Origin of the sequence: Thermomonospora curvata DSM 43183, from assembly GCF_000024385.1 — a bacterium.
Classification (GTDB): domain Bacteria; phylum Actinomycetota; class Actinomycetes; order Streptosporangiales; family Streptosporangiaceae; genus Thermomonospora; species Thermomonospora curvata.
In genome coordinates this window covers 453,628-470,799 of record NC_013510.1, presented here as the reverse complement: position 1 = coordinate 470,799, position 17,172 = coordinate 453,628, and the positions used below count along the sequence as shown (strand labels likewise).

Below are 17,172 nucleotides of genomic sequence, written 5' to 3'. Positions count from 1 at the left end.
CCCTAGCCCCCTGCACGTCCCCGAATAGCGAGCCGAACGGCGCATCGCGCGGATCGCGCTCTCGCCTGTGAGCCGGCCCATCTGCAGTGGCGAACCGCAGGCGCACCGGCCTCGAGTGCTGTGAACAGGGTTGCATTTCCAGGGGTGTATCTGCATAATCCAAAGTTCGTTGGTCGACAGAGTTCACAAGAAGACGAGACGGCGTCAGCCGCCACACCAGCAATCTGAACCCGCAGGTCACAACCCCCTGTCCGCCGCCCTTCTCGGGCGCCGCCTGACACCTTCCGACGAGGAGTGCTTTGTCCGAACCCACCTGGGCGCTGACCGTCCCCCAGCCCGCCGCATGGGCGATCTCCGAGGGGTACCAGGACGTCTACAACCGCATGACGGACACCGCGTACCGCGGCTGGATCGCGATCTGCGCGGGCTCCGGTTTCGACCAAACGATCCTGTATGAGACCGCCCGGCTGACCGGGTGGAGGACCGAGCAGATCACCGCCGCCTGCACCGAACGGCAGATGGTGGTCGCCGTGGCCAGACTGGTGGAGGTCTGCAAAGGCGGCCCCTGCGAATGCGGGCCGTGGGCGAACAAACGGTTCTTCCACTGGAGGCTCGCCGACGCGGCCCCCCTGCCCGAGCCCTTGCCGGCCCCGCGCAACTTCGGGTTCTGGCAGATGTCCGACGAGCTGGCAGAACAGGTGGCCCGCCAGTGGCGGCAGATCCACCGGCCCGCCCCCGAGCCGGAACCGGCGCCGCCGCAGGCCAAGACCGCCCTGGCGCTGCGCGATGAGCTGCTGCCGCTGCCGGGCGCCGACCAGGGGTACCGGCACGTCCTGCTGCTGGGCACCACGGGGGCGGGCAAGACCACGGTGGTGCGGCAGCTGCTCGGCACCGACCCCAGAAGCGAGCGCTTCCCCTCCACGTCCACGGCCAAGACCACCGTCGCCGACACCGAGCTGATCCTCACCGAGCAGGGGCCCTTCCGGGCCGCCGTCACCTTCGCCGAACGCAAGGAGATCGCCGACCACCTGCGCGACAACGTCTGGGAGGCGGCCCGGGCGGTGTTCGAAGGACGGCCGCAGGAGGTGGTGTACACCCGGCTGCTGGACCACGTCAGCCAGCGCTACCGCTTCAGCTACCTGCTGGGCCGTCCCCCGTCCGCGCAGCCCGACGACGATGAACTGGACGACCTGGACGACTACGACGACGACCTGGACGAAGACACCGCCGAGGAGGCCGGCGCGCCCCAGGGCGTCAGCGACCCGGCCACGGCCGCGATGCTCCACGGCGCCGTCGAAGCCCTCCAGCACGTGGTGAACACCCAGGTCGGCAAGCTGCAAACGGAGATCACCGCCGATGAAGAGCGCAGCGTCGAGGAGGTCCTGGAAGACGAGCTGGAGAACCGGATCCGCCGCTCCCCGGTCTGCGCGCGGATCGTCGAGGCCATGCTCGATGCGATCGAGGAGCGTTTCGAATCACTGACCCCAGGCGAGCTGCACCGCGACGCCGACGGCTGGCCGGTGAGCTGGAGCTGGGACTGCCCGGACCGCGCCGAGTTCATCGGCGTCGTCAACCGCTTCTCCAGCAACCGGCACGAGGACTTCGGCTCCCTGCTGACCCCGCTGGTGAACGGGATCCGGGTGGCGGGCCCGTTCCGTCCGCTGTGGGCCGAGACCCACCCGCGGCTGGTGCTCATCGACGGAGAAGGCATGGGGCACGTCCACGACTCCGCCAGCGAGGTCTCCACCCGGCTGCGCAAACGGCTGGACGAGGTGGACGCGATCGTCCTGGTCGACAACGCCCAGCAGCCGATGCAGGCCGCCCCGGTGTCGGTGATGCGCACCGCCGCGGCCACCGGCAACGCCGACAAGCTGCACTTCCTGTTCACCCACTTCGACCTGGTCAAAGGCGACAACCTGCGCACGGTCTCCGAGCGGCGGCGGCATGTGCTGGACTCGGCGGAGAACGTGCTGAACGCGGTGCGGGAAGACCTGGGGGCGGCCGAGCGGGTGCTGCGCCGCAGGCTGGATGAGTCCTGCCACTTCGTCGGCGGCATCCACAAGCGGCTCGACCCGCGGCGCATCGACCCGGCCAAGCATAAGGCGGCAACGCGCACCATCCGGGAGTTCAACGCACTGGTGGAGGCCCTGACCGCCGATGCGGCCGAAGTGGAGGTCGGGCCGTCACGGCCGGTCTACAAAAGAGAAGAGGTGACCAGGGCCGTGTCCGAGGCCGCCCGGTCTTTCCACAGGCTGTGGAACGGCCTGCTGGGGCTGTCGTTCGAACCCGACATCCCCAAAAAGCACTGGGCCACCATCAAGGCGCTCACCCGCCGCCTGTCAGAAGGCCACGAGGACGAGTACCGGGACCTGCGGCCGGCGGCCAGCCTGCGCCACCACCTGGAGAAGGAGATCTACCGGACGCTGCAGCGGCCGGTGCGCTGGACCGGTTCCGAACCGGACGCCGAGGAACGGCAGGCCATCATCGATTCCATCTCCAACGCCGTCACCAGGCGGCTGATCGGGCTGGCCGACCTGCTCATCACCCAGGAGCCACGGGCGGACTGGCTGCGCGCCTACGAAGAGCACGGCAAGGGCTCGACCTACCGCAGAGCGCAGATCCTGGCCGAGGACATCTACGCGCGTGCCGTCCCCCGCCCCGACCAGCACGCCGCCTACGACAACCCGTTCGTCCACGAGGTGCACGCGGCCTTCACAGAGGCCGCCGCCGAACTTGATTTCCTTCTCGACTGATCAGATGAACTCGTCATCTTCCAGACGAAAGAAAGAAAGTCCCATCCGGTTCTCCTTCCTCGACGGCGAGGAGGAGAGCCGGTGGGGCGCCGACCCGGTGCTGGCGGCCGGGGCGGGCGAGGCGGCCTTCCGCCGCTGGGTCCAGGCGACCTGCGCGGCCGACCCGTCCAGTGTGCTGGTCGCGGTGCGTCCCGACCGTCCCGCCCCGGGCTGGGCCAAGGTCATGTTCCTGGAGGCCGATCCCGCGCACGAGAAATTCCTCGACGCCGCCTACCGGAGCACCTTGCAGCCTCGCCACAACGGCCCTGTGGGCACAGAAGACCTCGGCGGTCCGCCGTGGACACCGCCCGCCGAAGACGACCAGGCACCGGCGGCGCCCCCAGGAACGTCCGGCGGCACGGACGCCCCGGACCTCCGCGAACCCGCGCCCCCAGTGCGCGCAGCCGTCCCGCAGCCGGCGGCCACCGGCTGGTACAAGATCGAACGGCCCGGCCCGCTGCCGGAGGAGGCCATGTTCAGCGGGCTGCTGGGCCGGGTGGTGGGCGAGGTCCATCCCTACACCGAAGGCGACCCGGTCGGTGTGCTGGCGACCCTGCTGTCGGCGCTGTCGGCCGCCGTCGGGCACCGGCCGCACATCCGCCTCGGCTCTGCCCGTCACCCACTGCTGGTGTGGACGATGCTGATCGGGCGGACGGCGCTGGGCCGCAAGGGGACCGCCACCAACGCGGCCATGGAGATCTTCCAGCGGGTCTCGGCGGACTTCACCGAACGCCACCTGCTGTACGGCTCGCCCTCGTCCGGAGCCGGGCTGGTGGGCAAGCTGGAGGCCATGGCGCGCGAGGCCGGCTGGTACGACGAGGACGGCGCCCTCCACGATGCCGAGCCGGAACTCCGCCCCGGCTTCCCCGCCCTGATGATCGAAGAGGAGTGGGCGAAGGTCATGCGCCGCTCCCGCATCGACGACGCCCTCGGGCAGAACCTGCGCACCGCCTGGCAGGGCAACACGCTGTCGGTCATCGTCAAGAGGAAGTCCGACTGCGCCACCGTCAAGGACGCGCACCTGGCGATCGTCGGCCACATCACCCCCGATGAGTTCCGCGCCAACCTGTCGACGGCGGACGTGGCCGGCGGCACGTTCAACCGCTTCCTGCCGGTTTTCGTCCAGCGCTGCCAGTCGCTGCCACTGGCCGAGGAGATGCCCGAGGCGCTCGCCGACCGGCTCGCCGGAGAACTGCGCGAGGCCATCGCCCGGGGTCGCCGCCTCGGCTTGATCAGGTTCGACGAGGCGGCCCGCGACTACTGGCGCGACCAGCTCTATGACCGGCTCACCGCCCTGTCCACGGGGTCGGAGCTCATCGAGGCCTTCGCCGGGCGCGCACTCCCCTACGCCAAGCGCATCGCCGCTCTCTATGCCGTGGCCGCGCACCAGGAGATGATCTCGCTGGAGCACCTGCAAAGCGCCGAGGCGTTCATCACCTACGTGATCGCCTCCGTCGAGTACATCATGGCCACGGCCGCGCCGCCCCCCTCCGCCCGGGCTCGGCCCGGCGCCGCCAAACCGCACATCACGCGCAAGGTGATCGAGGCGCTGCTGGCCGCTCATCCCGCTCCGCTGTCCCGCTCGGACCTCTTGGCCAAGGTCAAGAACATCGGCTCGACCGCGGACCTGGAGAACTCGCTGGCGTCTTTGGGCGAGGACCTGCAGACCTCCACAGCGCGCGGCGGCGGCCGCCCGATGCGTCTCTACCGGCTCACCGAAGCGGCCGCCGACCGCCTCGGCCGCCGCGGCGGCCTCACCGGAGCCGGCGACGGCGGGGGACGCAGCTGAGCGTCTGGTGAACACTTTTCAGCACGTGGCCCAAGACACCGAGGACGGGAGCCTCGCCGGTGTCCGGCACCGCGGCACTCCAGATCGCCCCTGACAGCGACGTTCCCGCGTGCGCTCTGCGAAGACAGCGTGTTGAAAAGTCGCCCGGGCGGTGCTCTTCGCCTGCCGGCCCGTCCTTCGCGTCCGCCGGCTTCGGCGGCGCGGACGGCCACGGTTCGGGAAAGGCCGAAACGTCGGCAGGTCAGCATCGGGGCATGGGGACGAGATTCGGGGAGTTGCATCGGGCCGGTGATCCGCTGGTGTTGCCGAACGCCTGGGATGTGGCGTCGGCGGTGGCGCTGGCGGCGGCGGGTTTCGCGGCGGTCGGCACCACGAGTCTGGGGGTGGCGGCCCGGTACGGGATGGCCGATGCGTCGCGGGCGATCGCCGAGCCCGTCCGCCGGCTGGCGCATCGGCTTCGGAGGCTGCCGTGTCCGGTCTCGGTCGACATCGCGGACGGGTTCGCCGATGAGCCCGAGGCCGTCGCCGAGTACGCGGCCTCACTGGGGGTCGATGGGGTCAACATCGAAGACAGCACCGCAGGGCGGCTGGTTCCGGTCGAGGTGCACGCAGCCAAGATCGCCGCGGTCAAGGAGCGCTGCCCGGGGCTGTTCGTCAACGCCCGCGTCGACACCTTCTGGGTCGGGCAGGACGCCACCGTCACCGCGACCATCGACCGGGCGGTGCGCTATGTCGAGGCGGGGGCGGACGGGGTGTTCGTGCCCGGACGGCTGGACGGGGCGCAGATCCGGCAGATCACCTCGGCGGTGCCGGTGCCCGTCAATGTGCTGGCCTCTTCCGATTTTTCGGTGGCGGAGCTGGCGCGGCTGGGCGTGCGGCGGGTCAGTTGCGGGTCGCTGCTGTACCGGGCGGCACTGGATCGGGCGGTAGAGGTGGCGGTGGGCCTACGCGACGGGTCACCGGCGCCGCCCGCCACCTCTTACGGCGATGTCCAAGAGCTGGCCACCCGTTACCGGCCGGTCTGCGGGTGAGTCGCACGCGGCGTCGTTTGAGGCATGGCATCAGCCACCGCCGTGTTTTCGGGCCTTCCAGGCGGCCGCTGAGCCTTTCCCACTGCTGAGCTGAAAACCCGCGGCCGAAAGTGAAGCGCGTCCCGAGCCGGGAACCGGCCAGGCCCAGAGGGTGACGGAAGGGTTCGTCCAGGACCGCTCAGCCGGTCTCCAGGGAGGTGAGCGCGTCCTCCCCCGCCTCGGTGAGGCGCAGGGCGCGGCTGCCGAGGCGGGCGGTCACCCACTGGCGCTCCCGGAAGAGCGTCAGCAGGTGCGCGCCCAGCCGGCCCGCCACGTGCGGTTTGCGCGCCGTCCAGTCCAGGCAGCCCCGTGCCAGGGGGCGGCGTGGGGAGCCGCCGATGTCCCGCAGGGCGAACCGGGTGATGATCGGGTGTGCGGCGTCCAGGTGCAGGGCCGCCGTGGCGCCGGGGCGCAGTGGTTCCAGGACGCCCGTGTGCACCAGGAGGCCGGTCACCCGCAGTCCCAGGTCTCCGGCCATGTGGTCGTAGCAGCGGCGGCCGGCCCGCAGGTCGGCGGAGGCGCGGTGGGCGCGCAGGGAGTTCACCGGGCGGCTGGGGGCGATGGCCTGCAGGGCTTCGAGGGCGTGGGCGATGTCGGCGTTCGCCAGGGTGTAGTAGCGGTGGCGGCCGGAGCGGTGCACTGTGACGAAACCGCCGGCGACCAGGGCTTTGAGGGGTTCGCTGGCGGTCGAGGCCGACACCCCGGCCAGGCGGGCCAGCTCCCCGGCGGGCAGTGAAAGGCCGCCGATCAGGCCGGTGAGCATCCGGGCCCGGGCGGGCTCGGCGATGAGCCGCGCCGGAACCGAGATGTCCGCTTCTCCTCCCATGGTGGCCACGGTAGGGCGCCGATCCTTCGGCGTCGGCCGAACGGTCGTCGCCGTCCCCGGCGGCCCCAGGCGTCCTGCGCCCGGCGCGAAAGCAGGCCCCGCTCAGGTGCCCCGCTCATCTCCGGTGAGGCCGCGGCGCTGCCAGGGCCAGCGGCCCTCCAGTTCCACCTGCAGGGAAAAGCTCAAGAACGTCCGCACGCCGACGATCGCGGCGAGGATTCCGACGCTGGTGAAAGTGGGTGAGACGGCCACGGTGCGGATGATGTCCGCGGCCACCAGGAACTCCAGCCCCAGCAGGATGGCCCGGCCCAGGCTTTGGCGGTAAAGCCGGTAGGCGGCGGGGAGCCCGTCCCGTCCGCGCAGCAACCGGTGCGTGAAAACCCCGGTCGCGGCCACGGCGCCCACGACGATGACCGCCACCCCGGCGGCGTCGATCGCCTTGCCGGTCGTCTCGATCGCGCTCTCCAGCTCCATGGAAGACCTCCCTGCTGGTCCTCTTGCCCGCGTCCGGCCCCGGCAGTGTTCTCCTCGCACCGGCAGGAGGGGCGGCGCCGGCGGCGGATACGCTCAAGCGGTGGAGATGACCGATCCGCCGCTCACGGAGCTGCTGCCCCGGCTGCCGCTGTTTTCGGGGCTGACCCGGCAGCAGTTGGAGATCATCCGTGCCGGTTCCTTCCCGGTCTCCCTGGAACGCGGGGAGATCCTGTTCCACCAGGGGGATCCGGTCCGCGGGTTCTACTACGTGCTGCGCGGGCAGATGCAGCTGACGGTGTCGGCGGCCGACGGCACGCAGAAAGTGGTGGAGCTGGTCACCAGCGGGGAGAGTTTCGGCGAGGCCGTGGTCTTCGCCGGGCAGCGCTACCCGGTCACCGCCGGGGCGCTGGTCGCCACCCGGCTGCTGGGGATCTCCAGCGGCGCGGTGCTGGACCTGCTGGACCGGGACCCCTCGTTCGCCCGGCGCATGCTGGCGAACATGGCGGTGCGGCTGCGGCGGCTGATCCGGGACGTGGAGGCCTACTCGCTGCAATCCGGCATCCAGCGCGTCATCGGTTTCCTGCTGCACGAGGCCCGCGGGGAGAGCGGACCGGCGCACGAGTGCACGGTGACGCTGCCGACCCGCAAGCACGTGCTGGCCTCCCGGCTCAACATCGCGCCCGAGACGCTCTCGCGCATCCTGCGCGACCTGTCGGCCGCGGGGCTGATCAGCGTCCAGGGGCGGCGGATCACCCTGCACGACGTGCCCGCGCTGGAGGCCCGGCTGGAGATGACGGTGACCTCGGCCACAGTTCACCCGCTGGACGCCGCGAGTTGACCTGCGTCAAGGAAACGCCGTCCCGTCCTGTTTAGCGTCGCCGCCGAACGCGACGACAAGCGACAGGAGATGCGGCGTGTTTTGCTACCAGTGCGAGCAGACCGATCGTTCCGGCGCCGTTGTCGGCTGCGCGGGCCCGCTCGGCAACTGCGGCAAGGACGAGGTCACCGCCGACCTGCAGGACCTGCTCATCCACGCGGTCAAGGGCATCGCCCAGTACGCGGTCCAGGCTCGCGCCCTGGGAGCCGCCGACGACGAGGCGGCCGAGTTCATCCTTTACGCGGTCTTCACGACGCTGACCAACGTCAACTTCAACCCGACCCGGTTCAACGCGCTGCTGAAGGAGGCCGCGGACGTCCGCGACCGGGTCAAGGCCCGCTACGAGGAGGCGGCGCGCGCCCGCGGCCTGCAGCCGGTGACGCCGGCCGGGCCGGCCGCCTGGCAGCCGGCGTCCGACATGGACGGCCTGCTGAAGCAGGCGTCCGGCGTCGGTGTCAGGGCGGGGATCGACACGGCCGGGCCGGACGTGGTCGGGCTGCGTTCCCTGCACCTGTACGTGCTGAAGGGGATCTGCGCCTACGCCCACCACGCCGCCGCCCTCGGCCACCGCAGCGCCGAGGTGTTCTCCGGGGTGGAGGAGGCGCTGGCCTACCTGGCGGGCGAGCCCACCGACGTCGCCGAGCTGCTGGAGCGCGCCCTGGACCTGGGCCGGCTGAACCACAAGGTCATCGAGCTGCTGGACGCGGCCAACACCGGCACCTACGGCGCCCAGCAGCCGACCGCGGTGCGCGTCACCCCGGTGGTGGGCAAGGCGATCCTGGTCAGCGGGCACGACCTGCGGGACCTGGCCGCGCTGCTGGAGCAGACCGAAGGCACCGGCATCAACGTCTACACCCACGGCGAAATGCTGCCCGCCCACGCCTACCCGCGTCTGAAGGCCCATGGGCACCTGGTGGGCAACTTCGGCGGCGCCTGGCAGGACCAGCAGCAGGACTTCGCCGCCTTCCCCGGCCCGATCCTGATGACGTCCAACTGCATCATCGAGCCGCACGTCAGCTACCGCCGCCGGATCTTCACCGCCGGGCCGGTGGGCTGGCCGGGGGTGCGGCACATCGCCGACCGGAACTTCGCCCCGCTGATCCAGGCCGCCAAGGCGCTGCCGGGGTTCCCCGAGGACGGGCCCGAGCAGTTCATCACGGTCGGGTTCGGGCGCGATGCGGTGCTGTCGGTGGCCGACAAGGTGGTGGAGGCGGTCAAGCAGGGCGCCATCCGGCACTTCTTCCTGATCGGCGGGTGCGACGGGCCCACCCCGGGCCACGACTACTACACCGAGCTGGCGCTGAGCGCGCCGCCCGACACCGTGATCCTCACGCTGGGCTGCGCCAAGTACCGCTTCAACAAGCACGACTTCGGGGAGGTCGCCGGCATCCCCCGGCTGCTGGACGTCGGGCAGTGCAACGACTCCTACTCCGCCATCAAGATCGCCCTGGCGCTGGCCGACGCCTTCGAGTGCGACGTCAACGAGCTGCCGTTGACGCTGGCGCTGTCGTGGATGGAGCAGAAGGCCGCCGCGGTGCTGATGACGCTGCTGGCGCTGGGCGTCCGCAACATCCACCTCGGCCCGACGCTGCCGGGCTACCTGACCCCCGGCCTGATCGAGACGTTCGTGAAGCGGTTCGGGCTGCGCACCACCGGACGGGCCGAGGACGACCTGGCCGCGGCGCTGGGACGGGCCTCATGACCACCGCCGAGGCCACGGAAGTCCGGCCGGTGACGCTGGTGACCTCCGACGGGGAGCGGCTGGAGTTCGGCTGCGCGCCCGGCCGGAGCGTGCTGGAGGCCGCCGCCGAGGCCGGGGCCGCCCTGCCGGCCTCCTGCAAGCAGGGCACCTGCGGGTCCTGCCACGCCTCGGTCGCCGAGGGGGACTACGAGCTGGGCGCCCACAGCCCGGCGGCGCTGCCGCCGGAGCGGCGCGCCGCCGGGGAGGTGCTGCTGTGCCGCACCTTCCCCCGCGGCCCGCTGTCGGTGACGCTCCCCTACGACGGGTCCCGGATCCTGCGCGGCGGGATACCGCGGCGGCAGGCCGTCATCGTCGCGCTGGAGACCGTCGCCTGCGAAACGGTGCGGCTGGAGCTGCGGGCAGAGCCCACCGAGGACGGGGGGACCGACTGCCAGTTCGACCCGGGGCAGTTCGTGGAACTGCAAGTTCCCGGCCACGACGCCAAACGGGCCTACTCCCTGGCCAACACCGGCAACTGGGAGGGCCGCATGGAGTTCTACATCCGGCTGCGGCCGGGCGGGCTGTTCTCCACCTATCTGCGGGAGCGGGCCCGTCCCGGGCAGACGCTCACCGCGTTCGGCCCGCAGGGCGCCTTCGGCCTGCGGGAAACCGGGCTGCGGCCCCGCTGGTTCGTGGCCGGCGGGACCGGCCTGGCGCCGCTGCTGTCGATGGTGCGGCACATGGCCGAATGGCAGGAGCCCCAGCCGGCGCGGCTGCTGCTGGGCGTCAACACCGAAGAAGAGGTGTTCGGGACGGCCGAGCTGGACGCGGTGGCGGCCGAGCTGCCCGGCTTCAGCCACCGGGTCTGCGTGTGGCGGCCCGGCCCCTCCTGGCAGGGGCCGGTGGGCACCCCGGCGGACCTGCTGGCGGCGGACCTGGCCGAGGCGCCGGCCGCGCCCGACATCTACGTGTGCGGCCCGCCGCCCATGGTCGATGCCGTCGTCCAGGTGGCGGCACGGGCCGGGGTCCCCGCCGAGCACGTCTTTTACGAACGGTTCCTGCCGACCTGAGGACGTCAGCGGCGGCGCGCCCGGATGGGCCAGGTGTCGGTGAAGGACTCCCCGTCGTAGACGACGTACCGGCTGAACAGGTTGACCGTCGTGCAGGCGTGGTTGGGGATCACCGCCACCCGATCACCCGGCTTCAGGCCGTGCGGCCCCGCCGAGCGGACCAGGCCGTGCTCCTCGTAGAGCTTTTCGATCACCAGGCCGGGGCGGCCGGCCACCAGGCCGAAGCCCAAGGTCAGCTCGGTCATCCGCTCGGCGGGCAGGCTCTTGGAACCGGCGTCCAGCACCAGCCGGTCGGCGGCGGGCACGTCCACCACCGTGCTGATGACGGCCAGCGAGCAGGCGGAGGAGTCCGGGCCGCCGAGCGCGACCTGGGTGGCGTCGTAGAAGACGTAGTTGCCGTACCGGTACTCGTCGGCCAGGTCGGTGTCCAGCCGCGCCAGCGGGGTGACGCCGACGCTGAGCACCGGCGCCGCCAGGCCGCGCTCGGCCAGCGCCCGCCGGGTCTCCTCCAGGGCGCGGTCCTGCTGGTCGCGGACGGCGGCCAGGGCGGCCTCGCCGGTGGCGCCGTAGGCGTGACCGGCGAAGGTCATCAGCCCCCGCAGCCGGACCCGCGCATCGAAGGGCGCGGCGGCGACGGCCTGGGCGGTCTGCGGCCCCGGCGGGGTGCCGAGCCTGCGGGTACCGGAATCGACCTCCCAGTAGACGTCGAACGGCGCCCCGGTGGCGGCCAGGGCCGCGATGTGCTCGGGACGGCAGCAAGTGACGGTGACATGGCAGCGTCCGGCCAGGTCGGCCAGGGCCCGGGTGTGCTCGCCGGGCAGCGGCGGGTAGGCGACCAGGACGGACTCGAACCCCGCCGCCAAGGCCACCTCGGCCTCGGCGACGGTGGCCACGGTCGCCCTGGTGGCACCGGCCGCGCGCTGGGCGCGGGCCACCTCCAGGCACTTGTGGCTTTTGAGGTGGGGTGTGGAGCGCCCGCCGCGGGAGGCGACCCGGGCGGCCATGTCCTGGACGTTGGCCAGCAGCCGCGGCCCGTGCAGCGCCAGGAACGGGGTCTGCCGGGTGCGGTCGGCGCAGGCGGCCTCCCACCCGGTGAGGCCGCCTTCCGTGGCCTTCCCCTCGGTTTCCGTGCCGGCTCGATCGGTCATCGGACCATCATCGCCTCCCCCGTCCCGGGGTTGAACAAGGTCCGGCGTCCTCTGGCAACCGGTCACCGGAGCGCGTAGTAGACCGCCTCGAAGGACTCCCGGGCACGGCGGGCGCTGTGGGCGGTCAGCTGTCGCGCAGGTCGTCGGGGTGCAGGGGGATCTCCGGCAGGCGGCCCTCGGCGCGGGCCCGGGCCGCTGCGGCCGGGACGGCGGCCAGCTGGTCCTGGAAGTTCTTCAGGTAGGCCCGGTAGGCGGACGAGCTGATGATGCGGAGGTTGGCCTCGTCGTTGTGGTAGAGGCCGTTGATGGTGAAGTTGGCCGAACCGGTCAGCACGATCTTGCGGTTGCTCACCCCGTTGTAGCGGCCGTCGATCAGCACGTACTTGTTGTGCGTGTAGTGCTTGGCGTACCCGTCCGCACGCGTCTTGTAGGTGGAGTCACGGACGGTGACCTTGGAGTCGGCCAGGGTCTTGCGGACGGAGGAGGAGATCGCGCTGCGGGTGTAGAGCACGGTCACCTGGCAGCCCTTGTCGGCCATGCGGGCCAGGCGCCGGGCCAGGGCGATCCGGCCGTCGGTCCACTGGAACATCGCGACGCGGACCCGGCTGGGGTGCCGGCGGGAGCAGGACACCAGCTTGAGCATGTTCAAAATCGTGTCGCTGCCGCTGCGGGCCTTCGGCCAGAAATACGCCTTGGGGTTCTTTCCGTGGGTCCAGTAGTAGTTCTTCTTATGGGCTCCCTTGGACGCCTTGACCATGTCGTTGAAATTCTTCACGTAGGCGTTGTAGAGCCCTGGATTTCCCACCACGGTGTAGCTGTTGTTCCAGGCGGCCTCGGCCTGTCTTCTGGTGGGGTTGGCGCTGGAGACGGTCACGGTGCGCTTGCTCTTGCCGCCTCCGGAGAACAGGTAGTACTTGGAGTGCAGCGAGGAGGGATTTTCCCTGTGGTAGTGGGGGGCCATGCAGCCGGCGGGGCACAGCGCGGCGAAGCTGCCTTTGCTTTTGGTGGTGGCGGTGCCGCCCAGCGCCGAGCGCAGGCGCTTCCACAGCCCGTTGACGGCGTGCTCGTCCATCAGGACCTTCACGTGCACCCCGCGGCGGTGGGCGGCGATGAGCTTGGCGGCGAACCGGTCCAGCGTGATGCTGTAGATCGCGATGCGGATCACCGAGCCGCGCGGGGAGGCGTCGATGTTCCGCTCGATCTGCCGCATGATCGCGTACTGCTGGGCGGTGGTGCCGCCGGGGTTGTTGAAAACCGGCCCGGGACGCGGCGTGAATTTCGGTTTCGCGTTCGCCCGTCCGGAACCGAAATAACCGATCCCCGCAGTCAATACGATGACCGCCGATAGCAGAACGGCCAGACGCCGCTCGGCCCCATATACCACGAACGTTCTCCCCCTCCGGCGGCAGCCCGAGCCGTACTTTAACAGGAAAAACGGTAACCTTGAAGTTACGCCTCGGTTTTCCTGAAATCAGCTGAACGCAGCGGCCCGGTCAGTTGCGGTCGTCCGCACAGGCGGCCACCACCCACTCCTGGGGATCGACCGCGGCGCGCACCCGGTCCAGTTCCTCCAGCAGCTTGGAAAGCCGGCGGGGATCGTTCACATACTCCAGCACCGCCTGGTTGAAGGCGCTGCGCATCGTGGGCGGGAAGGCGTCCGAGGCGTCAAAGCACATCGCGTCGCCGGAGGCGTGCAGCAGCCGTGCGATCCGCCGGCGCACCTCGTCCCGCCCGTAGACGGTCTCCGGCACCTGGGTGTTGAGGGAGAAGGCGCTGCTGTGCGGGCGGGACGGCCAGATCCGCTGGGCCTCGGGGGAGGCCAGGAAGGCCATCAGCCGCCGGGCCTCGGGGGTGTCGCGGAACATGGCCGCCAGGTCGGCCGACACGTTGGCCGGTCTGTCGCCGGAGCCCGCACCGGAGTCCGCAAAGCTCGGGAACGGGAAGAAGTCGAAGTCCCGCCCCGGGGTCAGCGGCCGTCCCCCGGGATCGCCGCCCTCCCGGAAGGAGTCCACGGCGAAAGAGGGCGCGTGCACCATCATGCAGCCGGGCGGCCGGGCGAACATCGAGCGTCCGGCGTCGCGGAAGTCGGCCAGCAGCGCCCTGTTCACCCCGCCTTGGACCAGTCCCTCCCCGGTGACGATCTGCCCCCAGGTCTCCCAGGCCCTGGTGACCTGGGGGGACGCCCACTTCAGGTCACCGGTGGCCCAGCGGCGATAGTGGTCGGGGGACTGGTGCAGCAGGATGTTCTCGATCCAGTCGGTGCCCGGCCAGCCCGCCGCCGGGCTGTCGTTGAGGGCCAGGCACCAGGGGGCGCGCTCCCTGCTCCGCTCGCCGACCTCCATCAGCTCCGCCCAGGTGCCGGGCCGCCGGTCGAGGTCGTCGACGCGGTACCAGATCAGGTTCTTGAGGTTGGCCTTGATGGGGATCGCATAGATGTCGTCCCCCTGCGGGAGCAGCCAGTGCCGCCGGTACGCCTGCTGCTGCCGCCGGTCCACCACGTTCGTCAACGGCCGCAAGTGCCCGCTGCGGACGTAGCGGGACAGCTCGCTGGGACTCCAGGAGATCGCCACATCCGGCGGGTCGGCCTCGCGCACCTTGGAGCGCAGCACCTCGTTGACCGCGGAGGTGCCCTGGTAGGCGGCCGTGATCCCGGTCCGGGCGGTGAAGCGGTCCAGCACCTCCCGGAAGGCCTGTCCCTCCTCCCCGCTCCAGGGGCCCAGGACGGTCACGGAACGGTCGGCGGCCACGGAACACGCGCCGGCCGCCGAGACGGCCGTCACCAGCGCGGTCAGCAGCGCCAGCAGCCTGCGGGAACGGGGGAATGCCTTGTGCGCCATGGAGCCGTCACCTGGCCTCGAACCGGTATTCGCCGATGCGGGGGTGGAACCCCCAGACGATGAGCGCGAGCACCGCCAATGCCGCGGCGCTGACGCCGGGGGCGGTCAGCGTGCTCAGCTGTGCCTTCGCGATCGCCGCGTCGATGCGCCTGCTGTCGGCGATGGACCGGTCGGAGGAGTCCTGGTCCCGTTCCGGCGGCAGGCTCTGCCGATGGCGTTCGATGAACTCGTCCACGGTGGGGCCGCACCCGTCGGGGCACTCGTCCTCCAGCAGACCGGCCATCAGGTGCCGCCCCCGGGTGCCGGCGCGCTCCACCGCGGCGTCACCGGCCTCGGTGATCTGCACCAGCGACCGCCGGGCCGCGGCCAGCTCGCTTCTGGAGTCGGCGGCGTGCACCACCACCAGCGGCGCCCCGATCACCACGATGGCGGTGGCCAGGACCAGCGGCAGGTTCAGCACCCGCCGGAAGCGGCGCGCCAGGTAGACCTGGGAGGCCAGCAGCAACGGCAGCAGCACGGCCAGCGGCCCGGCCCACAGCAGCGCCGCCCAGCCCGTCCACCATTGGGCGGACGCCTCGGCCCGGAAGCGGGCGTGCTCTTTGGCCTGCAGGTCGGCGAGCTGGGCCAGGATGCCGTTCTCCGAGTGCATCAGGCGCGTGGCGTTCCACAGGTCGGAGGCGGCCAGCACGGTGTGGCCCTGCTGGAAGTGCGCTCCGGCCCGCCCGATCGCCCCGGTGTAGGAGACCAGCAGTCCCTCCACCATCTGCAGGATGCGCCCGCCCTCCTCGCCGACGGAGTTGTCCTCGGCGGCCTGTGCCAGGCTCTGGTTGGCGATGTCGAGCTGGTACTGGTACTCCTCGCCGGGGCGGAAGCCGGTGAGGCGGGACTCGCCCTCGGCGAAACCGGCCAGCGCGGCCCGGTCGGCCGCCGCCAGCGCCCGGCGGGCCTCGCCGATCTCCAGGGCGGCGGGGGCGGTGCGGGTGCGCATCTCCGCCACGCCGCGTTCCATCTCCCGCAGCGTCACCAGTGAGGTGACCAGCATGACCAGCGTGACGATCACCAGGCAGGCCCGCTGCACCAGCAGGGTGCGCAGCGTCGCGCTCGCCGGCGTCCGCCTGGGCGGCGCCGTGGAGGCCGGAGCGGCGGCATCGGTGGTCTGCGCCATCGGACTCTCCCTCACACGCTCTCAGGGTCGTCGTCCAGGCGGGTCTCGCAGCCGGTGCAACGGCGCGCATCGGCGGCCACGGGACGGCCGCACTCGGGGCAGCGGCGGGCGGGCGGCGGCGCCGGGCGGCCGGGGGTGGAGGCGGCCGAACTGCTGGGGATGAAGACGTTGGAGGCGACGTTCAGCAGCTTGCTGTCGATGAGCCGGACGTTCTCGCGCAGACGCGGCACGTCCCCGTCGAAGTAGAGCGCCTCCTGCAGTCGCCGCCGGAGTTCCGCGTTGCCCACCTCGGCCGCCAGTTTCAGGGCGCGAGCCCAGTACCGGGCCGCGTTCCCTTTGTCGCCGTCGCGGTAGGCGGCATACCCGATCTCCACCAGCGCGTTCAGCTCCAGCTGCGTGACATGGTGGCTCACCTGAGGGTTGATCACGGTGGATCGCCGCGGATCGTCGGTCCACTCCACCGCGATCGGCGCGGAGACGTCCGGCGACTCGCCCGCCGACCGGCCGGCCCACAGGTCCACCCGGGCCAGCCGCTGGCGGATGCCCGCCGACCGGCCCGGCATGCCGGTCTTGGGGAAGCGCAGGCTGATCAGGTACTCGCGGAGCTCCTCGCCCCAGGCGCCCAGGTTGTACTCCACGGTGCAGCCGTCCGGGGAGATCCGCTCAGGGGTCAGCTCCACCCGGGTGGGGAACATCTGCCGCAGGAAGCCGACCTCCACATGGGCCAGGGTCCGCACGACCAGCCGCACGGCGGGCACCCGTTTGGCCATCACCGCCCGGGTCACGGCGGTGAAGTCGGCCTCCAGCTCCGCCGCCCCGCCGTCGGCATGGGCCCGGGCCCGCCCGCCGAGCCGGCGCGCGATCATCAGCAGGTCCCGGGGTTCCCAGTCCTCCCCGATGCCCGTGGGGTCGCAGGAGAACACCCCGACGCACCGCTCGACCTCCTCCTCCAGCGCCGTCTGCGCCGCCCGGTTGTGGCCGTCGGTGAGCAAGATGACGTGCCGGATGTCGGCGGTGGAGCCGGCCAGCAGGCGGCGGGCCCGCGCCAGCCAGGTGTGCATGGCGGTCCCGCCGCTGGAGTCCAGGTGCTGCACCGCCGCGATCGCCTCCGCCCGGGTGCGCGGGGACGCCTCGGCCAGGCGCTTGTGGGCCGGGTAGACCATCCGCGCCCGCTCGGCCCCCTGCACCACGGCGAACAGGGTGCCGTCCGGCAGGTCCCGCAGCGCCGCGACGGTCGCCCGCCGGGCGGCGGAGATCTTGGTCGCCGGCACGCCCATCGAGCCGGAGCAGTCCACCACGATGACCTCGGCGTGCCGCGGCGGCCCGGCGGGCGGCGCCGTCCCCCGGGCGGTGACGGTCAGCACGGCCTGGATCTCGTCATCGTCCACCGGCAGGAACGGTTTGTGGCTCACCTGCACGGTGAAACCGTTCCGGGCCTCCATG

At 71.6% G+C, this 17,172-nt stretch carries 13 protein-coding genes; 6 read left to right on the top strand and 7 right to left on the bottom strand.

Going from position 1 to position 17,172, the window contains the following annotated elements:
* Nucleotides 1–299: 299 nt before the first annotated feature.
* The 3 genes from TCUR_RS02015 (at nucleotide 300) to TCUR_RS02005 (ending at nucleotide 5,612) form a co-directional block, all read left to right on the top strand.
* Nucleotides 300–2,753, top strand: a complete 2,454-nt coding sequence (locus tag TCUR_RS02015) for a hypothetical protein (protein ID WP_012850796.1) — start codon at nucleotides 300–302, stop codon at nucleotides 2,751–2,753.
* Nucleotides 2,754–2,757: 4 nt separating this feature from the next.
* Nucleotides 2,758–4,581, top strand: coding sequence for a DUF3987 domain-containing protein (locus TCUR_RS24540; protein WP_012850795.1), 1,824 nt, complete (start codon nucleotides 2,758–2,760; stop codon nucleotides 4,579–4,581).
* A 254-nt stretch (nucleotides 4,582–4,835) separates the two neighbouring features.
* Nucleotides 4,836–5,612 carry an isocitrate lyase/PEP mutase family protein gene (locus tag TCUR_RS02005; protein WP_012850794.1) on the top strand — a complete coding sequence of 259 codons (777 nt, stop codon included), beginning with the start codon at nucleotides 4,836–4,838 and terminating at the stop codon, nucleotides 5,610–5,612.
* 178 nt (nucleotides 5,613–5,790) lie between these two features.
* On the opposite strand, the gene TCUR_RS02000 is transcribed toward TCUR_RS02005, so the two are convergent.
* A complete protein-coding gene (locus tag TCUR_RS02000) occupies nucleotides 5,791–6,477 on the bottom strand; it encodes an ArsR/SmtB family transcription factor (RefSeq protein ID WP_012850793.1) in 687 nt (228 codons plus the stop codon).
* 102 nt (nucleotides 6,478–6,579) lie between these two features.
* A complete protein-coding gene (locus TCUR_RS01995; RefSeq protein ID WP_012850792.1) occupies nucleotides 6,580–6,951 on the bottom strand; it encodes a DUF1622 domain-containing protein in 372 nt (123 codons plus the stop codon).
* A gap of 106 nt (nucleotides 6,952–7,057) precedes the next feature.
* On the opposite strand from TCUR_RS01995, the gene TCUR_RS01990 reads away from it, so the two are divergent.
* The 3 genes from TCUR_RS01990 to TCUR_RS01980 all read left to right on the top strand — a co-directional run bounded on the left by TCUR_RS01990 (nucleotide 7,058) and on the right by TCUR_RS01980 (nucleotide 10,579).
* The gene (locus TCUR_RS01990; RefSeq protein ID WP_012850791.1) at nucleotides 7,058–7,789 is read left to right on the top strand and encodes a Crp/Fnr family transcriptional regulator; all 732 of its coding nucleotides are present in this window, start codon (nucleotides 7,058–7,060) and stop codon (nucleotides 7,787–7,789) included.
* 76 nt (nucleotides 7,790–7,865) lie between these two features.
* Entirely contained in the window at nucleotides 7,866–9,530 is a 1,665-nt protein-coding gene (gene hcp, locus TCUR_RS01985) for a hydroxylamine reductase (protein WP_012850790.1), read from the top strand.
* Nucleotides 9,527–10,579 carry a 2Fe-2S iron-sulfur cluster-binding protein gene (locus tag TCUR_RS01980; RefSeq protein WP_012850789.1) on the top strand — a complete coding sequence of 351 codons (1,053 nt, stop codon included), beginning with the start codon at nucleotides 9,527–9,529 and terminating at the stop codon, nucleotides 10,577–10,579. The genes hcp and TCUR_RS01980 overlap by 4 nt, the downstream gene beginning before the upstream one ends.
* A 5-nt stretch (nucleotides 10,580–10,584) precedes the next feature.
* Here TCUR_RS01980 and TCUR_RS01975 read toward each other — a convergent pair whose 3' ends face one another.
* The 5 genes from TCUR_RS01975 to TCUR_RS01955 all read right to left on the bottom strand — a co-directional run bounded on the left by TCUR_RS01975 (nucleotide 10,585) and on the right by TCUR_RS01955 (nucleotide 17,171).
* On the bottom strand, nucleotides 10,585–11,727 hold the full coding sequence (locus TCUR_RS01975) for an alanine racemase (RefSeq protein ID WP_012850788.1): 1,143 nt from the start codon (nucleotides 11,725–11,727) through the stop codon (nucleotides 10,585–10,587).
* A 124-nt stretch (nucleotides 11,728–11,851) separates the two neighbouring features.
* Entirely contained in the window at nucleotides 11,852–12,937 is a 1,086-nt protein-coding gene (locus tag TCUR_RS01970) for a phospholipase D-like domain-containing protein (RefSeq protein ID WP_169312978.1), read from the bottom strand.
* A 283-nt stretch (nucleotides 12,938–13,220) separates the two neighbouring features.
* A complete protein-coding gene (locus TCUR_RS01965; protein WP_012850786.1) occupies nucleotides 13,221–14,564 on the bottom strand; it encodes an ABC transporter substrate-binding protein in 1,344 nt (447 codons plus the stop codon).
* A 7-nt stretch (nucleotides 14,565–14,571) separates the two neighbouring features.
* On the bottom strand, nucleotides 14,572–15,729 hold the full coding sequence (locus tag TCUR_RS24535; RefSeq protein WP_012850785.1) for a hypothetical protein: 1,158 nt from the start codon (nucleotides 15,727–15,729) through the stop codon (nucleotides 14,572–14,574).
* 11 nt (nucleotides 15,730–15,740) lie between these two features.
* On the bottom strand, nucleotides 15,741–17,171 hold the full coding sequence (locus TCUR_RS01955; RefSeq protein WP_012850784.1) for a vWA domain-containing protein: 1,431 nt from the start codon (nucleotides 17,169–17,171) through the stop codon (nucleotides 15,741–15,743).
* Nucleotide 17,172 lies beyond the last annotated feature (1 nt).